Origin of the sequence: Xanthomonas cissicola, assembly GCF_008801575.1 — a bacterium.
In the GTDB taxonomy this organism is placed as follows: Bacteria; Pseudomonadota; Gammaproteobacteria; order Xanthomonadales; family Xanthomonadaceae; genus Xanthomonas; species Xanthomonas cissicola.
Genome location: NZ_VZPL01000042.1, coordinates 23986 through 41060, shown reverse-complemented (window position 1 = coordinate 41060; position 17075 = coordinate 23986). Strand labels below are relative to the sequence as shown.

Annotated in this window: 14 protein-coding genes, 1 other RNA gene and 1 pseudogene; 10 read left to right on the top strand and 6 right to left on the bottom strand. The window is 64.5% G+C overall.

Annotation, left to right across the window (positions count from 1 at the left end; genetic code table 11):
• Positions 1–120 precede the first annotated feature (120 nt).
• Together F7R02_RS16595 and ssrA are read right to left on the bottom strand one after the other, a co-directional pair.
• Positions 121–1047, bottom strand: a pseudogene (locus tag F7R02_RS16595) (integrase); the annotation flags it as partial.
• Between the two features lie 107 nt (positions 1048–1154).
• Positions 1155–1551: a transfer-messenger RNA gene (gene ssrA / locus F7R02_RS16590) on the bottom strand.
• Positions 1552–1686: 135 nt separating this feature from the next.
• Here ssrA and F7R02_RS16585 point away from each other — a divergent pair.
• Complete coding sequence (locus F7R02_RS16585) at positions 1687–4134, top strand: S8 family serine peptidase (protein ID WP_078589761.1); 2448 nt, start codon at positions 1687–1689, stop codon at positions 4132–4134.
• A 131-nt stretch (positions 4135–4265) separates the two neighbouring features.
• Here F7R02_RS16585 and smpB read toward each other — a convergent pair whose 3' ends face one another.
• Positions 4266–4769 carry an SsrA-binding protein SmpB gene (gene smpB / locus F7R02_RS16580; RefSeq protein ID WP_033484200.1) on the bottom strand — a complete coding sequence of 168 codons (504 nt, stop codon included), beginning with the start codon at positions 4767–4769 and terminating at the stop codon, positions 4266–4268.
• A 60-nt stretch (positions 4770–4829) separates the two neighbouring features.
• Between smpB and F7R02_RS16575 the strand changes: the two genes are divergently transcribed.
• Positions 4830–5261, top strand: coding sequence for a type II toxin-antitoxin system RatA family toxin (locus F7R02_RS16575; protein WP_005913723.1), 432 nt, complete (start codon positions 4830–4832; stop codon positions 5259–5261).
• Between the two features lies 1 nt (position 5262).
• Positions 5263–5550 (top strand): RnfH family protein, encoded by a 288-nt coding sequence (locus F7R02_RS16570; protein WP_139370918.1) that lies wholly within the window; start codon positions 5263–5265, stop codon positions 5548–5550.
• 273 nt (positions 5551–5823) lie between these two features.
• Here F7R02_RS16570 and F7R02_RS16565 read toward each other — a convergent pair whose 3' ends face one another.
• Positions 5824–6219 (bottom strand): outer membrane protein assembly factor BamE, encoded by a 396-nt coding sequence (locus F7R02_RS16565; protein WP_003483624.1) that lies wholly within the window; start codon positions 6217–6219, stop codon positions 5824–5826.
• Between the two features lie 104 nt (positions 6220–6323).
• Between F7R02_RS16565 and fur the strand changes: the two genes are divergently transcribed.
• Complete coding sequence (fur, locus tag F7R02_RS16560) at positions 6324–6734, top strand: ferric iron uptake transcriptional regulator (RefSeq protein WP_003483626.1); 411 nt, start codon at positions 6324–6326, stop codon at positions 6732–6734.
• A 384-nt stretch (positions 6735–7118) separates the two neighbouring features.
• Here fur and recN read toward each other — a convergent pair whose 3' ends face one another.
• Complete coding sequence (recN, locus tag F7R02_RS16555; protein WP_033484201.1) at positions 7119–8783, bottom strand: DNA repair protein RecN; 1665 nt, start codon at positions 8781–8783, stop codon at positions 7119–7121.
• Positions 8784–8920: 137 nt separating this feature from the next.
• Between recN and hrcA the strand changes: the two genes are divergently transcribed.
• The 6 genes from hrcA (at position 8921) to F7R02_RS16520 (ending at position 16406) form a co-directional block, all read left to right on the top strand.
• Entirely contained in the window at positions 8921–9952 is a 1032-nt protein-coding gene (gene hrcA, locus F7R02_RS16550) for a heat-inducible transcriptional repressor HrcA (RefSeq protein ID WP_167521048.1), read from the top strand.
• Positions 9953–10052: 100 nt separating this feature from the next.
• Complete coding sequence (gene grpE / locus F7R02_RS16545; protein ID WP_003483633.1) at positions 10053–10571, top strand: nucleotide exchange factor GrpE; 519 nt, start codon at positions 10053–10055, stop codon at positions 10569–10571.
• 141 nt (positions 10572–10712) lie between these two features.
• Positions 10713–12638, top strand: coding sequence for a molecular chaperone DnaK (dnaK, locus tag F7R02_RS16540; protein ID WP_003483635.1), 1926 nt, complete (start codon positions 10713–10715; stop codon positions 12636–12638).
• A 160-nt stretch (positions 12639–12798) separates the two neighbouring features.
• On the top strand, positions 12799–13926 hold the full coding sequence (gene dnaJ / locus F7R02_RS16535) for a molecular chaperone DnaJ (RefSeq protein ID WP_078589759.1): 1128 nt from the start codon (positions 12799–12801) through the stop codon (positions 13924–13926).
• Positions 13927–14379: 453 nt separating this feature from the next.
• Positions 14380–15288 (top strand): pyridoxal kinase, encoded by a 909-nt coding sequence (gene pdxY, locus F7R02_RS16525; RefSeq protein WP_078589758.1) that lies wholly within the window; start codon positions 14380–14382, stop codon positions 15286–15288.
• Positions 15285–16406, top strand: coding sequence for a prephenate dehydrogenase (locus F7R02_RS16520; RefSeq protein ID WP_003483643.1), 1122 nt, complete (start codon positions 15285–15287; stop codon positions 16404–16406). The genes pdxY and F7R02_RS16520 overlap by 4 nt, the downstream gene beginning before the upstream one ends.
• 270 nt (positions 16407–16676) lie before the next feature.
• On the opposite strand, the gene F7R02_RS16515 is transcribed toward F7R02_RS16520, so the two are convergent.
• Positions 16677–16871 carry a hypothetical protein gene (locus tag F7R02_RS16515; protein ID WP_003483645.1) on the bottom strand — a complete coding sequence of 65 codons (195 nt, stop codon included), beginning with the start codon at positions 16869–16871 and terminating at the stop codon, positions 16677–16679.
• Positions 16872–17075 lie beyond the last annotated feature (204 nt).

Here is a 17075-nt window from a genome sequence, read left to right as displayed (position 1 = left end):
TCGCGCCGGGTCTGCTTGCGCTTGCCCAGGCCCTCAGCGTCACCGAACGTCAGCTGCATAGATGATCCTCTACATGATGAGGCGGGTAGTGTCGCGTATCTGTGGTGCGTTGTTCAGAGCTTCCTTAATGCGGGCGCCTGTGGTCAATCCCAACAAAGTGCCGAACCAGCGATGAGGATACTTCGATGCCCACATTTTAAATGTTGAAGGCTCGAACAAGGCATTGAGTTCGTCTTTGGAAAATGGATTGCGACTCGGCTCATCGGTGGTTGCCTTTGACCGATTTATAATTGCTTTGTGCGGTGCTTTGCTGATCAGATCTTCGCTGGCCAACGCATTAAAAAATGCAGCCAGACGGTCTCGATGCTTTTCCTTCGTGCGCATCCCAAGCTTGGCGTAATTGCCTTTTTTGGCTTTCCTCAAAATGTCAGCAGGAGCCAGTCCTGCAAATTCTGTCTTTTTACTCGCGTTGCTGGGGTAATGCTCGATGGCTTCCAAGAAGCTCCGCACATCATCGGCCTTGTAGTCTTCCACAGGCTTGTCGCCAACCAATGCAACGAACAAGCCCAGGCTGTATTCGGTGTCGAAGATGTTGGTCGCACTTCGACCGACTCGTTTCATCTCACGAACATGGATGGCTGCGCGTTCAGAAAATAACGGTCCGGCCTTCTTCCTCACTTCGGTGGAAGAGGGCAGCGGGAGATTTTTCAACGCTTCGAGCAGCCGAGCATGGTCTTCGGCCCCGTCAGCAGACAGTTCCATCCCACCCACCTTAATGGTGTAGGGCCGAGCTTCGTTGCCTTGCAATGCGGCCAAAGCCTGGCTCAGCAAATCGTCCTTCATGCTGCTTGCCCCCCGCCGCATCCGATCGAATGCTTCCGAGAGTGCCACAGCAGTTCGTGCTACGGCCAGACGGGCAGCATCACCCAGGGACAAGCGAACGGGACGGACAAGGTAGCGCGAGCCAACGAGAGATTGGAGGTCGGTCGGGACGAAGAAGCGCACATAGAGCCCAGCAGGGCGGCGCAGAAAATAAGGCTTCGGCACGGGGTTTGATACCTCGTTTGATACCTAACGCAGGCTCAAACTGAACATCAAACCCCGGGCCTAACCTTCGCAGAATCAAGCACTTACTGCTCTTTTCCGCGATCAGATGGTGGAGGTGGGCGGAATCGAACCGCCGTCCGGAAGCACTCCATCCCCAGCACTACATGCTTAGCCCTCCGTTAGATCTCGTTCCCAGGCAGCACGGTTGGCAAAGCGCACCTGGAAACCAGCCTGCTTTATCTGACCGGTAGCTGACAGGCAGCCACTACCGATGGTTCCGTGATAATGACCCTACACCTACGAGCACGGGCACAAGTAGGTTCGGGGGTTCGCCTTAGGCGGCTGTAGAACTACAACTAAAGCCAATTAAGCGGCGATAGCGAAGTCCGAACCGTAGTTGTCATCGTTGGCAACTAAAAGTTTGCTGCTGGATTAACGAGGAAAGCTGCCCCCTCGGCATGCGCCAAGCGACTTCGCGACCCCCGTCGAAACCAGTGCACCCCCGGGGAAAGCAGTAAAACGCTGACCGGGTCAGTGTAGGGATCGGCGCGCCCTGTCACAAGTGGTGAGATGCGCAACGCTTACAGTGGCTTCAGTCCCGTACCGAACGGAACAGTCTGCAAACGAAGGAGCGAAGCGATGGCGACAGGCAAGCCCCCACGTTCGAAACCTGCACGCGCGCTGCCGCGCAAGGCCGCTGCAAGCACGCAACAACCGGCGCGGCCGCGCACTGCGCGTGCGCAGCAGGCCGGGGCCCAGGAGCCCGCGGCGACCCGCGTGCAGGGCAAGGCGCGCACGGTGATCTACATCCATGGCATCGGCAACAAGCCGCCGGCTGATGTGCTGCGTTGTCAGTGGGACAAGGCCTTGTTCGGGCGGCCCATGGGCGAGCGTACGCGGCTGGCGTACTGGGTCAATCGCGAGCGCTATCCAGTGGCCGAGCCGGGCAATTGCGATGCGCGCGATGTGGGTCCGGCGCTCAATCAAAGCGTGCAGCGCGCCTTGAGCACGCTTGGCCTGGTGCCGGGCGAACAGGACCTGCACCTGTTGGCAGACGCGCTGGCGCAGAGCGAGCAGGAACGTGCCGATCTGCATCGGCTGCTGGACGAGCTTCAGGGCGCGTCCGTGCCCGGCAGCGTGCAGGTCAAGGGGGCCATCGATGCGATCAACCGGGTGTTGCTGCGGCTGATTTCCGCTGCATTGTTGCAGGACGTGCATGACCTGTTCTTCGTGCCGGAACGTGCGGCGCTGATGCGCGAAAGTCTGGCGCAGCGGCTGCGTGCAGGCGGCGGGCCATTCGTGGTGGTGGCGCACAGCCAGGGTTCGATGATCGCCTTCGATGTGCTGCGCCAGCTGAAGGCGGCCGACTGCGAGGTCAGTTTGTTCCTCACCCTGGGCTCGCCACTGGGGTTGCCGCAGGTGCGGAGCATGTTCAAGCGCTGGACCGGCACGCGCAAACTGCCGTTCCCCGAGTGCGTACAGCGCTGGATTAATGTGACCGAAACGCGCGACCCGATCGCGCTGGACCCGGACCTCACCGACGACATCGCCAATGCGAAAGGACGTTTCGAAAACCTGGCCGCTGCGCGCTTGAACCCGGACTGGCAGCACAACCCGCATTCGGCTTCGGGCTATCTGTCGATTCCGCAGGTGCGCGCCGCGGTGCGCCAAGCCGTGGGTGTGGGCTTCGATCAGCCGGTGTCCAATGCAGTGCTGATCAAGGACCTCAGCGAGCAGCTCGAAGCGCATGGCCCGGAGCACCGACACGATGTGCTGATCGAGCTGGATCGGCGCGTGTTGGGTAACGACCCTGCCGATGCGCGCGCATTGCTGTTGCAGCATGTGCGCCAAGCCGCTGCGCGCACCACCGGCTTGAGTGGCGATGCGCTGGATGAGGCGATCGAGCTGGAAGACAGCCTGCAGCGTTTCGTGTCTGCGCGGCTCACCCGATTCGAGATCGAATCGCTGCAGGATCGCTATCGCACATTGGGCTTTCGGCGGGTGTGGCGCAATGCCGGAAAACGCGCGTTGATCCATGTGTCGGGCAATGTCCTGCATGCCGATGCGGCACGCACGGCGTATCGCGCGCGCGCGCAGCAGATCGGTTGGGCGGTGATGGATACCGGCATCGCGGCCGGTCACCCGCATTTTTTCCTCAAGGGTGAGCGCGACAACGTGGTGGCACAGTGGGATTGCACGCGGCGCGGTGCGCCCAAACGGCTGACCCGCGCCGACGGCACTGCGTTTACCCGGCTCGATCGGCATGGGCACGGCACGCATATCGCCGGCATCATCGCCGGGCAGTGTCGCGCTTCGATCCCGGATGCGAGCGGCACGCCCGGCCGTACGCTTGAATTTTCCGGCATGGCGCCGGATACGCAGCTGTATGGCTTCAAGGTACTCGACGATGCCGGAAACGGCCGCGACTCGTGGACGATCAAGGCGGTGCAGCAGGTGGCCGACATCAACGAGCGCGCCGGCGAGCTGGTCATCCATGGCGTCAATCTGAGCCTGGGCGGCTGCTTCGACCCGGAGAGCTACGGCTGCGGGTTTACGCCGTTGTGCAATGAATTACGCCGGCTGTGGCGGCAAGGCGTGCTGGTGGTGATCGCTGCCGGCAACGAGGGCCTGGCCTGGTTGATGCGCAACGATGGCGATGCGTATGCGGCCAACATGGATCTGTCGATCAGCGACCCGGGCAACCTGGAAGACGCCATCGTGGTCGGCTCGGTGCACAAGAGCAGCCCACACAACTATGGCGTGTCGTATTTTTCCTCGCGCGGGCCGACTGCCGACGGCCGCAGCAAGCCGGATGTGGTCGCGCCAGGGGAGAAGATCCTGTCGGCCTACTACGACTTCGACCCAGGCGACCCGGCCAGCCTGATGGTGGAGATGAGCGGCACCAGCATGGCCGCACCGCATGTCTCCGGCGTGCTGGCGGGTTTCCTATCGGCGCGCCGCGAGTTCATCGGCTTCCCCGATCGGGTTAAGCAACTGCTGCTGGATACCTGTACCGACCTGCAGCGCGACCGCTATGTGCAGGGCAGGGGAGTGCCGAATGTGATGCGGATGCTTGGAGCGACGTGATTCGGGAAGCGGCAGTGGGGAGTCGGGAATCGTAAAAGCGACCAGCATCCACGACCTCAGCTCGTGCTCAGCCGGCTATATCGCTGCCGCTGCGGGAAAGGATCTTGCCGTTGCGATTCCCGATTCCCAATTCACGCATCGCGATTATGCCGCCGCATCACGCGCTGCTTGTCGCGCTGCCAATCGCGGTCCTTGGCGGCGTCGCGCTTGTCGTGATTCTGTTTGCCCTTGGCCAGGGCGATTTCCAGCTTGACCTTGTTGCTGCTCCAGTACAGCGCGGTAGGCACCAGGGTGTAGCCTTCGCGCTCCACGCGGGTGAGCACCTTGTCTATCTCGGCCCGGTGCAGCAGCAGTTTGCGGTCGCGCCGTTCCACTGGCACCGTGTGGGTGGAGGCCTGGATCAGCGGCGTGATCTGCGCGCCGATCAGGTAGATCTCGCCGGAGCGCACATAGGCATAGCCGTCGACGATGTTGGCGCGGCCGGCGCGGATCGCCTTGACCTCCCAGCCCTGCAGTGCCAGGCCGGCTTCGTAGCGTTCTTCCAGGTGGTATTCGTGGCGCGCACGCTTGTTCAACGCGATGGTTTTCGTGGCCTTCGCGCCGTTTGCTTTATCCTTGCTCTGTTTCTTGCTCATCCGCCCATTGTCGCCGATTCGGTGTCGTCAAACGATCTTCCGTCTTTCACAAGTTAGCGAATGCCTACCATCCGTCGCAGCGCCCTAGTCGAACACAGCGCCACCCGCATGTTCGATCTGGTCAATGATGTCGCCGCCTACCCGCGCCGTTTCGGCTGGTGCGACGCTGCCAATGTGCTTGAGCAGGACCAGGCGCACATTGTGGCGCGCCTGGATTTGGGGCTGGGGTCGTTCCGCACCTGGTTCACCACCGAGAACATCCTCGAGCGCCCGGAGCGCATCGTCATGCACCTGCGCGACGGCCCGTTCAAGCGCCTGGAAGGCTTGTGGGAGTTCCAGGCGCTGGGCGAGGGCGCCTGCAAGGTGAGTCTGACCCTGGAGGTGGAGACCAGCTCGCGGCTGCTTGGCCCGGCGCTGGCGCTGGGCTTTCAGGGCTTGGCCGACCGCATGGTCAACGATTTCGTGCGCGTCGCCGATCGCGGCGACGTCTAGGTTGCGCGGCGGCATGCTTATCGAAGTGGTGCTGGCCTGGCCGGATCGCTACAGCTCGGTACAGCTGGAATTGCCTGAAGGCGCAACGGTGGCCGAAGCCGTCGCCACGTCCGGTTTGGCGTTGCAGCAAGCCCCTGCCGCGCATGCGGTGCACGGGCTGGTCGCGCGGCCGGAGCAGGTGTTGCGCGACGGCGACCGGGTCGAATTGCTCAGGCCGCTATTGCTGGATCCCAAGGAGGCGCGGCGCAGGCGTGCCGGACCAAGCAAGAAAGCCGGCCCCAACAGCTAGCGACTTCCAACGCTGCGACGACGTACTCGGTCTCGCCGCAAACCAAGCGCTTTTGGCCGTCGTCTTGAAGACTTCATGATGTGTTCGATGAGGTCGAACGAGCGCGCCTCGACCTAAGGCTGCAACAACAACAAGCGCGACGGACCGGTCCTGGGCCCGGCGCTGCGGGATCACTGAAGCGCTCTTTGGCATCCGGCAAAACGAAAAACGCATCCGTTTAAGGGGATGCGTTTTGGTCCGGTCAGGCGATCACGACACCGCAGAGCCACCGCATCAACGGCCGCGCTGCTTCTTCTTGTCACGTGCCAGGTTGCGGCCGAACTGCTTGGGCGCGGCTTTGGCCAGCTGCTCGTCCTGCGAAGGGAAATAGTCGCCTTCCCAGCGCACGACCTGTTCGTTCTCGAAGAACACAGTGAAATTCTTGATCTCGGTACGCGCCAGACGGTCCACGCGCTGCGTGGAGGTATAGTCCCAGCGCTGGGCATGGAACGGGTCGGGGATCGAGGGCGTGCCCAGCAACGCGCTGACCTGCTGCTTGCTCTGGCCTACCTGCAGTTGCTCTACGGCGTTCTGTTTGATCAGATTGCCCTGGTAGATCGGCTGCTTGTAGATGATGCCGCAGCCAGCGGTGGAAAGAGCAACGGCGGCGACCAGCAGGAGATTACGCATCGGGGATTAAGTGCTGAGGAAATCACGCCGATGATACACTTCCGCCGGTCGCCGCGACCCGTTTGATGGCAGCTGGCGCTAAATCGCCAATGAACGGAGAACGTATGGAAACCCACGACCTGCGCAAAGTCGGGCTCAAGGTGACCCATCCGCGCATGCGGATCCTGGAACTGCTCGAACAGAAGAGCAATCAGCATCACCTCAGCGCAGAAGACATCTATCGCCAACTGCTCGACCACGGCGACGAGATCGGCTTGGCCACGGTCTACCGCGTGCTGACCCAGTTCGAGGCGGCCGGCTTGGTGCTGAAGCACAATTTCGAAGGCGGGCAGGCCGTCTACGAGCTGGATCGCGGCGGTCACCACGACCATATGGTGGACGTGGATACCGGTCACGTGATCGAGTTCGAGAGCGAGGAAATCGAGGCGTTGCAGCGCCAGATCGCCGCCAAGCATGGCTATGAACTGGAAGAGCACTCGCTGGTGCTGTACGTGCGCAAGAAGCGTGCGCGCTGAGCTGGGGCGTAGCTAGCGCTAGTGCGTAATGACAAGGCGGCTTCGGCCGCCTTGTCCGTTGTGGGGCGGTTGGTGCATTCGATGCACTGCTTCCCCCATCCGCCCTTCGGCACCTTCCCCCGCGGGCGGGGGGAGGGAGCCGGCGGGCGACCGTTCGCAGTGCAGCCGACAGATCGCGCTCAGCCAGACCGCGCTTCTCCCGCTGGCGGGAGAAGGTGGCGCGCAGCGCCGGATGAGGGACAATCGCATGCGCCTGTCGTGGTCGCGTCGCAGCGATGTCGCCCCCATCCGCCCTTCGGGCACCTTCCCCCGCAGGCGGGGGAAGGGAGCCTTGTCAGACGGCGGAGGAACGGGGGAGTCTGAATTCGCGGCCGACTCGCCCGCTCAGGCGCTCTGCAGCAGCTTGCGGGCGGCCGCGCGCGCTTCCTTGCTCACTTCCACACCACCCAGCATGCGTGCCAATTCTTCCTGGCGGGCCTGCGGGCCGAGCAGTTCGACCGCGCTTTGGGTCATGCCGTCCACCGGCGCCTTGCTGACCCGGTAATGCGCATGGCCCTTGGCGGCGACCTGCGGCAGGTGGGTGACGCACAGCACCTGGCGCTCTTCGCCCAACGCGCGCAGCTTCTGCCCGACGATGTCGGCCACCGCGCCGCCGATGCCCGAATCCACTTCGTCGAACACCATGGTGGGCACGCTGTCCAGGCCCAGCGCTGCCACTTCGATGGCCAGCGAAATGCGCGACAGCTCGCCACCGGAGGCAACCTTGCGCAAGGCGCGCGGGGGCTGCCCGGCGTTGGCGGCGACCAGGAATTCCACCCGTTCGGCGCCATTGGGGTCCGGCCGGGCGCTCTCGTGTGGCTGCAGCTGGATCAGGAACTGCCCGCCACCCATGCCCAACTCGCCGATCAGCGCCGTGGTCGCGGCCGACAACGCCTCGGCAGCGGCGGTGCGGCTGTCGCTGAGCGCACCGGCCGCGTTGCGCCAGGCGCCGGTGGCGGTTTCGATGTGCTTGTCGAGCTGCTGCAGGCGCTCGTCGGCGCCGCGCAGGCTCTCGACTTCGGCGCTCAGATGGTCGCGATGCGCGGCCAGCTCGTCCGGTGTGACGCGGTGTTTGCGCGCCAGATCGTGCAGACGGCCGAGGCGGCGCTCCATGGCCTCGAACTGGGCCGGGTCGGCCTCCAGGTCGTCGCGCACGCGGTCGAGCAGGGCCAGCGCTTCCTCGATCTGGATGACGGCGCTGTCCAGCAGCGCGTCCACCTCGCCCAGCCGCGGTTCGTGCTCGGCCACGCGAGATAAATCGTGGCGGCTGTCCTGCAACAGGCCCAGGGCGCTGGCGCCGTCGTCGCCGTTGAGCTGCTGGGCGACGCTGTCGCAGGCGCCGATCAACGCGGTGGCATGGGCCTGGCGGCGGTGATTGACGTCCAGTGCGGCAATCGCGGCCGGGTCAAGGTCCTCGCGTTCCAGTTCGGCCAGTTGGTGTTCCAGAAAGCCGATCCGGTCGGAGACATCGCCCTGCGCGGAGAGGGCGTCGCGCTCGTCCAGTAGCGCCTGCCAGCGTTGGCTGGCCTGGCGCACCTGCTCGCGCTGTGCGCTGTTGCGGGCGTAGGCATCGAGCAGTGCGAGCTGGCTGTGCCGGGTCATCAGCGCCTGGTGCTCGTGCTGGCCGTGGATTTCGACCAGCTTCGAGGCCAGTTCCGCCAGTTGCGAGGAGGTGACCGGACGGCCGTTGATCCACGCGCGCGAGCCGCCGTCGGCGCGGATGATCCGGCGCAGCTGGCATTGCGCCTCGTCGTCGAGTTCGTTGTCGGCCAGCCAGCCCAGGCCGGGATGCTCGGCTGGCAGCTGGAATTCGGCCGACAGTTCGGCGCGCTCGGCGCCATGACGGACCACGCCGCTGTCGGCGCGCAGGCCGGACAGAAAGCCCAGCGCGTCCACCATCAGCGACTTGCCGGCGCCGGTTTCGCCCGAGACCACGGTCATTCCCGGCCCGAATTCCAGTTCGGTGGCACGGACAACGGCGAAATCCTTGATCGAGAGGTGTCTGAGCATGAGGTCGAGTGTGAACGCTTTGGGGAAGCTTAGGGTGGCAGGGGCAAACGGGGAATCGGATGCTTGCCATCCCCGGGGCCAGACATTATCTATGCGCTGTCTCACCGGATGATCCCATGCGCGCGTCCCAGTCCCCAATGCTCGACCCCCGCGCCCGTCAGTTGCTGCGCACACTGATTGCGCGCTACATCCGCGACGGCGAGCCGGTGGGCTCCAAGACGCTGGCCCAGCATGCGGGGCTGGACGTCAGTCCGGCCACCATCCGCAATATCCTGGCCGACCTGGAAGACGTGGGCCTGCTCAGCTCTCCGCATACCTCGGCCGGACGCGTGCCGACCGCGCATGGCTACCGGGTGTTCGTCGACAGCCTGGTGCAGATGCAGCCGCCCGGCGAAGAGGAAGTACGCCGCCTGCGCGCGGAGCTGGCCAGCGGCAACGGCACGCAATCGTTGCTGGGCAGCGCCTCGCAGATGCTGTCGGCGATGAGCCACTTCGTCGGCGTGGTCAGCGCGCCGCGCCGGGAGCAGTTCGCGTTTCGGCATATCGATTTCGTGGCGCTGGATGCGCGCCGCGTGCTGGCGATCCTGGTGTTTGCCGACAACGAGGTGCAGAACCGGGTGATCGAGCCGCGGCGCGCCTACGAGCCGGCCGAGCTGGAACGGGTGGCCAACTACCTCAATGCGCAGTTCGCCGGGCGCGCGCTGGCCGACATCCGCGCCTGCCTGCTGCGCGAGCTGCGCATGGCCAAGAGCGAGATGGAACAACTGCTGGCGCACAGCGTGGAGCTGGCCAGCGAGGCGCTGGTGCCGGCCGATGCCGACGACATGGTGATGGCCGGGCAGACCCGGCTGATGGGCGTGCAGGACCTGTCGGACCTGGATCGCCTGCGCGAACTGTTCGAGGCCTTCGCCAGCAAGCGCGAGATTTTGCAGCTGCTCGAACGCACCATCCAGGCGCCGGGCCTGCGCATCTTCATCGGCGAGGAAACCGGCATGGTGTCGCTGGAAGACGTCTCGCTGGTCACTGCACCTTACGCCGCCAATGGCCAGGTGCTGGGCGTGCTGGGGGTGATCGGGCCCAAACGCATGGCCTACGACCGGCTGATTCCGCTGGTGCAGACCGCCGCCGACGTGCTGGGCGCGGCCATGCAGTCGCCCGGCACGCGATAACCGGCATCGATCGGCGCGATCGTGTTTGCTTGAAACGCGCGCAGGCGCCCATATACGGGGTGACGTTGGGGCGGGCGTTCCGCTTGCCCGGGAACTGCACATGAACCAAGACCACCCCGAATTCGACTCCGAAGACCTGTCCCAGAATCCACCCGAGACCGATCCGCTCAAGGCCGAGATCGAATCGCTGCGCAGCGAGATCGCCCTGGTCAAGGCCGACGCCCTGCGCGAGCGCGCCGACCTGGAAAACCAGCGCAAGCGCATCGCCCGCGACGTGGAAAACGCGCGCAAGTTCGCCAACGAGAAGCTGCTCGGCGAGCTGCTGCCGGTGTTCGATAGCCTGGACGCGGGACTCACCGCCGCCGGTACCGAGCCCAGCCCGCTGCGCGATGGCCTGGACATGACCTACAAGCAATTGCTCAAGGTGGCCGCGGACAACGGCCTGACCCTGCTCGATCCGGTCGGCCAGCCGTTCAACCCGGACCAGCACCAGGCGATCAGCCAGGGCGAGGCCGAGGGCGTCGCGCCGGGCCATGTGGTGCAGGTGTTCCAGAAGGGCTACCTGCTCAACGACCGCCTGCTGCGCCCGGCCCTGGTGGTCGTGGCCAAGCACGACTGAACCGCAGCGCCGGCTGAACTGCCAGGCGCAGGCATGAAACACAGATGTGCGCCGGTGGCTTGAACACCTGCGCACCACCCCCACATCTCAGCCAGACCCGGCGTCGCCGGACACAGCTACAGAATCATCAGGAGCGTATCCATGGGCAAGATCATTGGTATTGACCTCGGCACCACGAACTCGTGCGTGTCGATCATGGACGGCGGCAAGGCCCGCGTCATCGAAAACTCCGAGGGCGATCGCACCACGCCTTCGATCGTCGCCTACACCAAGGACGGCGAAGTGCTGGTCGGCGCTTCGGCCAAGCGCCAGGCCGTGACCAACCCGAAGAACACCTTCTACGCGGTGAAGCGCCTGATCGGCCGCAAGTTCACCGACGGCGAAGTGCAGAAGGACATCTCGCACGTGCCGTACGGCATCCTGGCGCACGACAACGGCGACGCCTGGGTGCAGACCAGCGACGGCAAGCGCATGGCGCCGCAGGAAATCTCCGCGCGCGTGCTGGAAAAGATGAAGAAGACCGCCGAAGACTTCCTCGGCGAGAAGGTCACCGAGGCGGTGATCACGGTGCCGGCGTACTTCAACGACAGCCAGCGTCAGGCCACCAAGGATGCCGGCCGCATCGCCGGTCTGGACGTCAAGCGCATCATCAACGAGCCGACCGCCGCAGCGCTGGCCTATGGCCTGGACAAGAACGGCGGCGACCGCAAGATTGCCGTGTACGACCTGGGCGGCGGCACCTTCGACGTCTCGATCATCGAAATCGCTGAAGTCGATGGCGAGAAGCAGTTCGAAGTGCTGGCCACCAATGGCGACACTTTCCTGGGCGGCGAAGACTTCGACAACCGCGTCATCGAGTACCTGGTTGATGAATTCAACAAGGATCAGGGTATCGATCTGCGCAAGGATCCGTTGGCGCTGCAGCGCCTGAAGGACGCCGCAGAGCGCGCCAAGATCGAGCTGTCGTCCAGCCAGCAGACCGAAGTGAACCTGCCGTACGTCACCGCCGATGCCTCGGGCCCCAAGCACCTCAACATCAAGTTGACCCGTGCCAAGCTCGAAGCGCTGGTGGAAGACCTGGTCAAGAAGTCGATCGAGCCGTGCCGCACCGCGTTGAACGACGCCGGCCTGCGCGCCAGCGACATCAACGAAGTGATCCTGGTCGGCGGCCAGACCCGTATGCCGAAGGTGCAGCAGGCAGTTGCCGATTTCTTCGGCAAGGAACCGCGCAAGGACGTCAACCCGGACGAAGCCGTGGCCGTGGGTGCGGCGATCCAGGGCGGCGTGCTGGCCGGCGACGTCAAGGACGTGCTGCTGCTGGACGTGACCCCGCTGTCGCTGGGCATCGAGACCATGGGCGGCGTGTTCACCAAGATCATCGAAAAGAACACCACGATCCCGACCAAGGCCTCGCAGACCTTCTCCACCGCCGAAGACAACCAGTCTGCCGTGACCGTGCACGTGTTGCAGGGTGAGCGCGAGCAGGCCCGCTTCAACAAGTCGCTGGCCAAGTTCGACCTGTCCGGCATCGAGCCGGCGCCGCGCGGCATGCCGCAGGTGGAAGTGTCCTTCGACATCGACGCCAACGGCATCCTGCACGTGTCGGCCAAGGACAAGAAGACCAACAAGGAACAGAAGGTCGAGATCAAGGCCGGTTCGGGTTTGTCGGATGAAGAGATCCAGCGCATGGTCGCCGACGCGGAAGCCAACCGCGAAGAAGACAAGAAGTTCCAGGAGCTGGTGCAGGCCCGCAACCAGGCCGATGGTCTGATTCACGCTACCCGTACCGCAATCACCGAGCATGGCAGCAAGGTCGGTGGCGATGTGATCGGCAAGGTGGAAGCGGCGCTGTCGGATCTGGAAACCGCCATGAAGGGCGACGACAAGGCGCAGATCGAAGCGCGCACCAAGACGCTGGAAGAAGCCGGCCAGTCGTTGTACGCAGCAGCTGCGGCAGCAGAGCAGGGCGGCAACGCCGATGCGGCCAGCGGCAACGCCCAGGCCTCCAAGGCCGCCGATGACGTAGTGGACGCCGAGTTCACCGAGGTCAAGGACGACAAGAAGTAAGCCGTGATTTGGGAGTCGGGCGTGGGGATCGGCAAGCGCTAAAGCTAGCCGTTCCCCATTCCGATATCCTTTACGCGTCGCGTCGCCAGGGCGGAACAGCACACGCTGTCCGCTTTTGCGTTTCAACGAATCTCAAATCACGAATCCCGAATCCCGGCTTATGAGCAAACGCGATTACTACGAAGTGCTGGGCGTTGCCCGTGGCGCCAGCGACGAGGAGCTGAAGAAGGCGTACCGGCGTTGTGCGATGAAGCACCACCCGGACCGCAATCCTGGCGATGCGGCTGCCGAAGCGGCGTTCAAGGAATGCAAGGAAGCCTACGAAGTGCTGTCCGATGGCAATAAGCGGCGCGCCTACGACGCGCACGGCCATGCGGCGTTCGAGCACGGCATGGGCGGTGGTGGCGGGCCGGGTGGCCCGGACATGGGGGATATCTTTGGGGATATCTTCGGCAATATTTTCGGCGGTGGCGCCGCCGGTCCGCGCGCTGCGCGACGTGGCGCCGACGTCGGTTACGTGTTGGAACTGGATCTGGAAGAAGCCGTCGCCGGTATCGAGCGCCGCATCGAGATTCCCACGCTGATCGAATGCGCGCCCTGCCATGGCAGCGGTTCGGAAGACGGCAAGGTCGAGACCTGTGGCACCTGCCATGGGCGCGGCCAGGTCCGCATCCAGCGCGGCATCTTCGCCATGCAGCAGAGCTGCCCGCATTGCGACGGGCGCGGCACGCTGATCCAGAACCCCTGCAAGACCTGCCACGGTGCCGGACGGGGGGAAGAAGACAAGGTGCTGTCGATCAAGGTGCCCGCCGGCGTGGATACCGGCGACCGGATTCGTCTTGCAGGCGAAGGCGAGGCCGGCCCGGCCGGCACGCCACCGGGCGATCTGTATGTGGAAGTGCGCGTGCGCGAGCATGCGATCTTCCAGCGCGACGGCGACGATCTGCATTGCGAGGTGCCGATCCGCATTTCGCAGGCGGCGCTCGGCGATACCGTGCGGGTGGCAACCCTGGGCGGCGAAGCGGAAATCCGCATCCCGGCCGAAACGCAGACCGGCAAGTTGTTCCGTCTGCGCGGCAAGGGTGTGCGCTCGGTGCGCAGCCGCAGCGAGGGCGACCTGTATTGCCGCGTGGTGGTGGAAACGCCGGTCAATCTCACCGCCGATCAGCGCGAACTGCTGCAGCAGTTCGAAGCGACGTTCACCGGTGAGGATGCACGCAAGCATTCGCCCAAGTCGGCCACCTTCATCGATGGCGTCAAGGGGTTTTGGGATCGGATGACGTCCTGACCCAGGCGGCGTGATGTCACGATGGCCCGGCATGCGGCTTGCTGCGCGTCGGGCTATTTTTGGGGCTGCTCCGACGGCCGCCCGCGATGCGGCCAATGTGTCGAGTTGCGGATGGAACGCGATGTCAGCGCGAGAATTGCCGGGCCAGCCGCGCGTGCGTTTCATTAGCGCCGCCGCGTGAGATTCCCAGCGACATCTCCGCCCATCGCACGTGCGTCTTTGAAGCGTTGCCATTGCCTTCAGGCGCAGCACGTTGTTGCTCGCAACGCGAGCAAAGCCAAGCCCTGATCGTGCGGTCGGGCCATTGGCCTGCAGCATCGGCCGAGCGCCTTTTAGCGTCTGACCTTGCTCAACGACGGTATTGCCAAAACTGCCGGTGACGTCGTTCATCCACGACATCCTTGCAAGGTTATGCGGATAATCGGTGCCCTCTTTTCCAGCACGGCCGCCCGCATGAGCGATGCAACCGACAGCCACCTCGTCCATGGTCGCCGCCAGCGTCCGGATGGCCCTTCGCCGATCGACGTGATTTCGGTGCAATCGCAATTGGTCTATGGCCATGCCGGCAACAGCGCTGCGGTGCCGCCGCTGCGCGCGCTGGGACTGCGTGTGGCCGAAGTGCCCACCACCCTGCTGAGCAACGCGCCGTTCTACGCCACCCTGCGCGGGCGCATCCTGCCGGCCGACTGGCTGGCGGATTTGCTGCTGGGCGCCACCGAACGTGGCCTGCCGCAGCGTGCACGCATGCTGGTGTCCGGCTATTTCGGCAGCCTGGCCAACGGCGAAGCCTTCGCCGACTGGCTGGCGCAGACCTTGCCGCAGGCCCCGCAGCTGCGCTACTGCCTGGACCCGGTGATTGGCGACACGTACACCGGCCCGTATGTGGAACCCGGGCTGGAGCGCGTGTTCGCCGAGCGTTTGCTGCCGCACGCCTGGCTGGTGACGCCCAACGCATTCGAGTTGGGGCGGTTGACCGGCTTGCCGAGCCTGGAACAGGACGATGCCATCGTCGCCGCGCGCGCATTGCTGGCACGTGGGCCGCAGTGGGTGCTTGCGCACAGCGTGGCCGGTGCCGCGGGTGAGCTGGTGACGTTGGCGGTCAGCGACACGGCGGTGTATCGCTGGGCCAGCCCGCACCTGCCTGTGGATGTTGCCGGTACCGGCGATGTGCTGATGGCGCTGCTGATCGGCCTGCTGTTGCGCGACGTGCCATTCGAGCAGGCGGTGGGCCACGCACTCAGCGGCGTGCACAGCGCGCTGGAAGCGACCCTGGCTGCGGGGTTCGAGGAGTTCGACGTGCTGGCCGCGGCGCCGGCCGCACTTGCCGCAACGCCACGATTTGCCGTCGAGCGCTTGGCATGATCGCACAGCCGGTGGTCGGCATCGTCGGCATCGCCGGTGCGTACGGGCGCTGGCTGGCACAGTTCCTGCGCACGCGCATGCAGCTGGAAGTGATCGGGTCCGATCCGGCCGACAGCGACAGCATGGATGAGGCCACGCTGGCGCAGCGTGCCGACGTGCTGATGTTCGCCGCGCCGATTCGCCACACTGCCGCATTGATCGAGCGGTATGTGGAACTCACCGGCGCACGCGCCGCAGCGCAGCTGTGGCTGGATGTCACCTCGATCAAACAGGCACCGGTCGCTGCAATGCTGACCTCGCAGGCGGACGTGGTCGGCCTGCATCCGATGACCGCACCGCCAAAATCACCGACCTTGAAAGGGCGCGTGATGGTGGTCTGCCAAGCGCGGCTGCGACACTGGTCGGCATGGGTGCAGAGCTTGTGCAGCGCGCTGCAGGCCGAATGCGTGTACGCAACGCCAGAGCACCACGACCGCGTGATGGCGCTGGTGCAGGCGATGGTGCACGCCACTCACCTGGCGCAGGCCGGCACCTTGCGCGACTACGCACCGCTGCTGGGCGAGCTGCGCGCGCTGATGCCGTACCGCTCGGCGTCGTTCGAACTGGATACCGCAGTGATCGCGCGTATTCTTTCGCTCAATCCCTCGATCTACGAAGACATCCAGTTCGGTAACCCGTATGTGGGCGAGATGCTCGACCGGTTGCTGCTGCAGTTGCAGCAGCTGCGCGCCCTGGTCGGGCAGGGCGACGATGCCGCGCGTGCGCAGTTCCGCACCCAATTCCTGCACGACAACGCGCAAGCCCTGCAGCACGACGCGCTTGCGGCAGGCAATTACACCTACGAGCGCGTGGGCTATCTGCTGGCCGATCTCACCGAACCGCTGACTTTGAGCGTGTATCTGCCCGAAGACCAGCCCGGCTCGCTGCGTGCCTTGTTGCATGTGTTTGAGCGGCATGGGGTGAACCTGTCGTCGATCCACTCATCGCGCACGCCGGTTGGCGAGCTGCATTTCCGTATCGGCTTCGAGGTGGCAAGCGATCGTGCGGCATTGGCGCAAGCAGCGAGCGAGATCGATCGCAGTGGGATCGGTCGGGTGCTGGAGCGTTCCGGTGACTAGTGGCGCAACGAAGCCCGTTCCCATCGCCATCGTTTCATCCACACAGGGTGTGGATGAAACTTGCACAAGCATGTGGATAACTGCGCGCAGCCCTTGCAGCGCAAGGGGTGTGCGGTGGCTGGTCAAAAATTGACCAGTGCCGTTTGAGGTGGCGAGCTGGACGACGTCGTCGTTTTTGGCAGTCGCGTCCCTGAATCGGCATCTTCTCCTCGTACACCCCGCGCCGCCCAACGCTGCAAGATGACGACGCGCGAGGTCTTGGGGCCGTTCCTATAGTGCGGACAGGCGCAGCTCACCGCCGTCGGTGACGAAGCGCTGCCCCTGACGTTGCAGATGTCGGCCATCGGGAAGCTCGTAACGCGGCGCCGACTGTGGGGTTGCGCGGGGTTGTTGCTCGTCGCGAAATTCGATGATGACGTAAGGCTCGCCATCTGCGCCGATTGCGGGAAATTGCCGGAAAGACATACGCACCTCCGAAAGTTCCTAAGGTTGCAGTGCGGATCGCGATGGATCCGCACGCCCGGCGCGCGGGCCGGTACCGCGAGCATGCGCACGCAGGTGTTATCCAAACGTCGTCATGCGGTAAGGGATGCAGACCTGTTGGTTGAGCTCGTCAGGCGAGGCGAGGCGACGACGTGATTTTTCACGTCGACAAGCTGCCGTGCACGC

Excerpts from the sequence above, each read along its gene's own strand:
- dnaJ (WP_078589759.1), top strand. The coding sequence starts at position 12,799 with ATGAGCAAACGCGATTACTACGAAGTGCTGGGCGTTGCCCGTGGCGCC.
- F7R02_RS16515 (WP_003483645.1), bottom strand. The coding sequence starts at position 16,871 with ATGTCTTTCCGGCAATTTCCCGCAATCGGCGCAGATGGCGAGCCTTAC.
- grpE (WP_003483633.1), top strand. The coding sequence starts at position 10,053 with ATGAACCAAGACCACCCCGAATTCGACTCCGAAGACCTGTCCCAGAAT.
- F7R02_RS16575 (WP_005913723.1), top strand. The coding sequence starts at position 4,830 with ATGCCTACCATCCGTCGCAGCGCCCTAGTCGAACACAGCGCCACCCGC.
- F7R02_RS16565 (WP_003483624.1), bottom strand. The coding sequence starts at position 6,219 with ATGCGTAATCTCCTGCTGGTCGCCGCCGTTGCTCTTTCCACCGCTGGC.
- fur (WP_003483626.1), top strand. The coding sequence starts at position 6,324 with ATGGAAACCCACGACCTGCGCAAAGTCGGGCTCAAGGTGACCCATCCG.
- F7R02_RS16585 (WP_078589761.1), top strand. The coding sequence starts at position 1,687 with ATGGCGACAGGCAAGCCCCCACGTTCGAAACCTGCACGCGCGCTGCCG.
- recN (WP_033484201.1), bottom strand. The coding sequence starts at position 8,783 with ATGCTCAGACACCTCTCGATCAAGGATTTCGCCGTTGTCCGTGCCACC.
- pdxY (WP_078589758.1), top strand. The coding sequence starts at position 14,380 with ATGAGCGATGCAACCGACAGCCACCTCGTCCATGGTCGCCGCCAGCGT.
- smpB (WP_033484200.1), bottom strand. The coding sequence starts at position 4,769 with ATGAGCAAGAAACAGAGCAAGGATAAAGCAAACGGCGCGAAGGCCACG.
- F7R02_RS16520 (WP_003483643.1), top strand. The coding sequence starts at position 15,285 with ATGATCGCACAGCCGGTGGTCGGCATCGTCGGCATCGCCGGTGCGTAC.
- hrcA (WP_167521048.1), top strand. The coding sequence starts at position 8,921 with ATGCTCGACCCCCGCGCCCGTCAGTTGCTGCGCACACTGATTGCGCGC.
- dnaK (WP_003483635.1), top strand. The coding sequence starts at position 10,713 with ATGGGCAAGATCATTGGTATTGACCTCGGCACCACGAACTCGTGCGTG.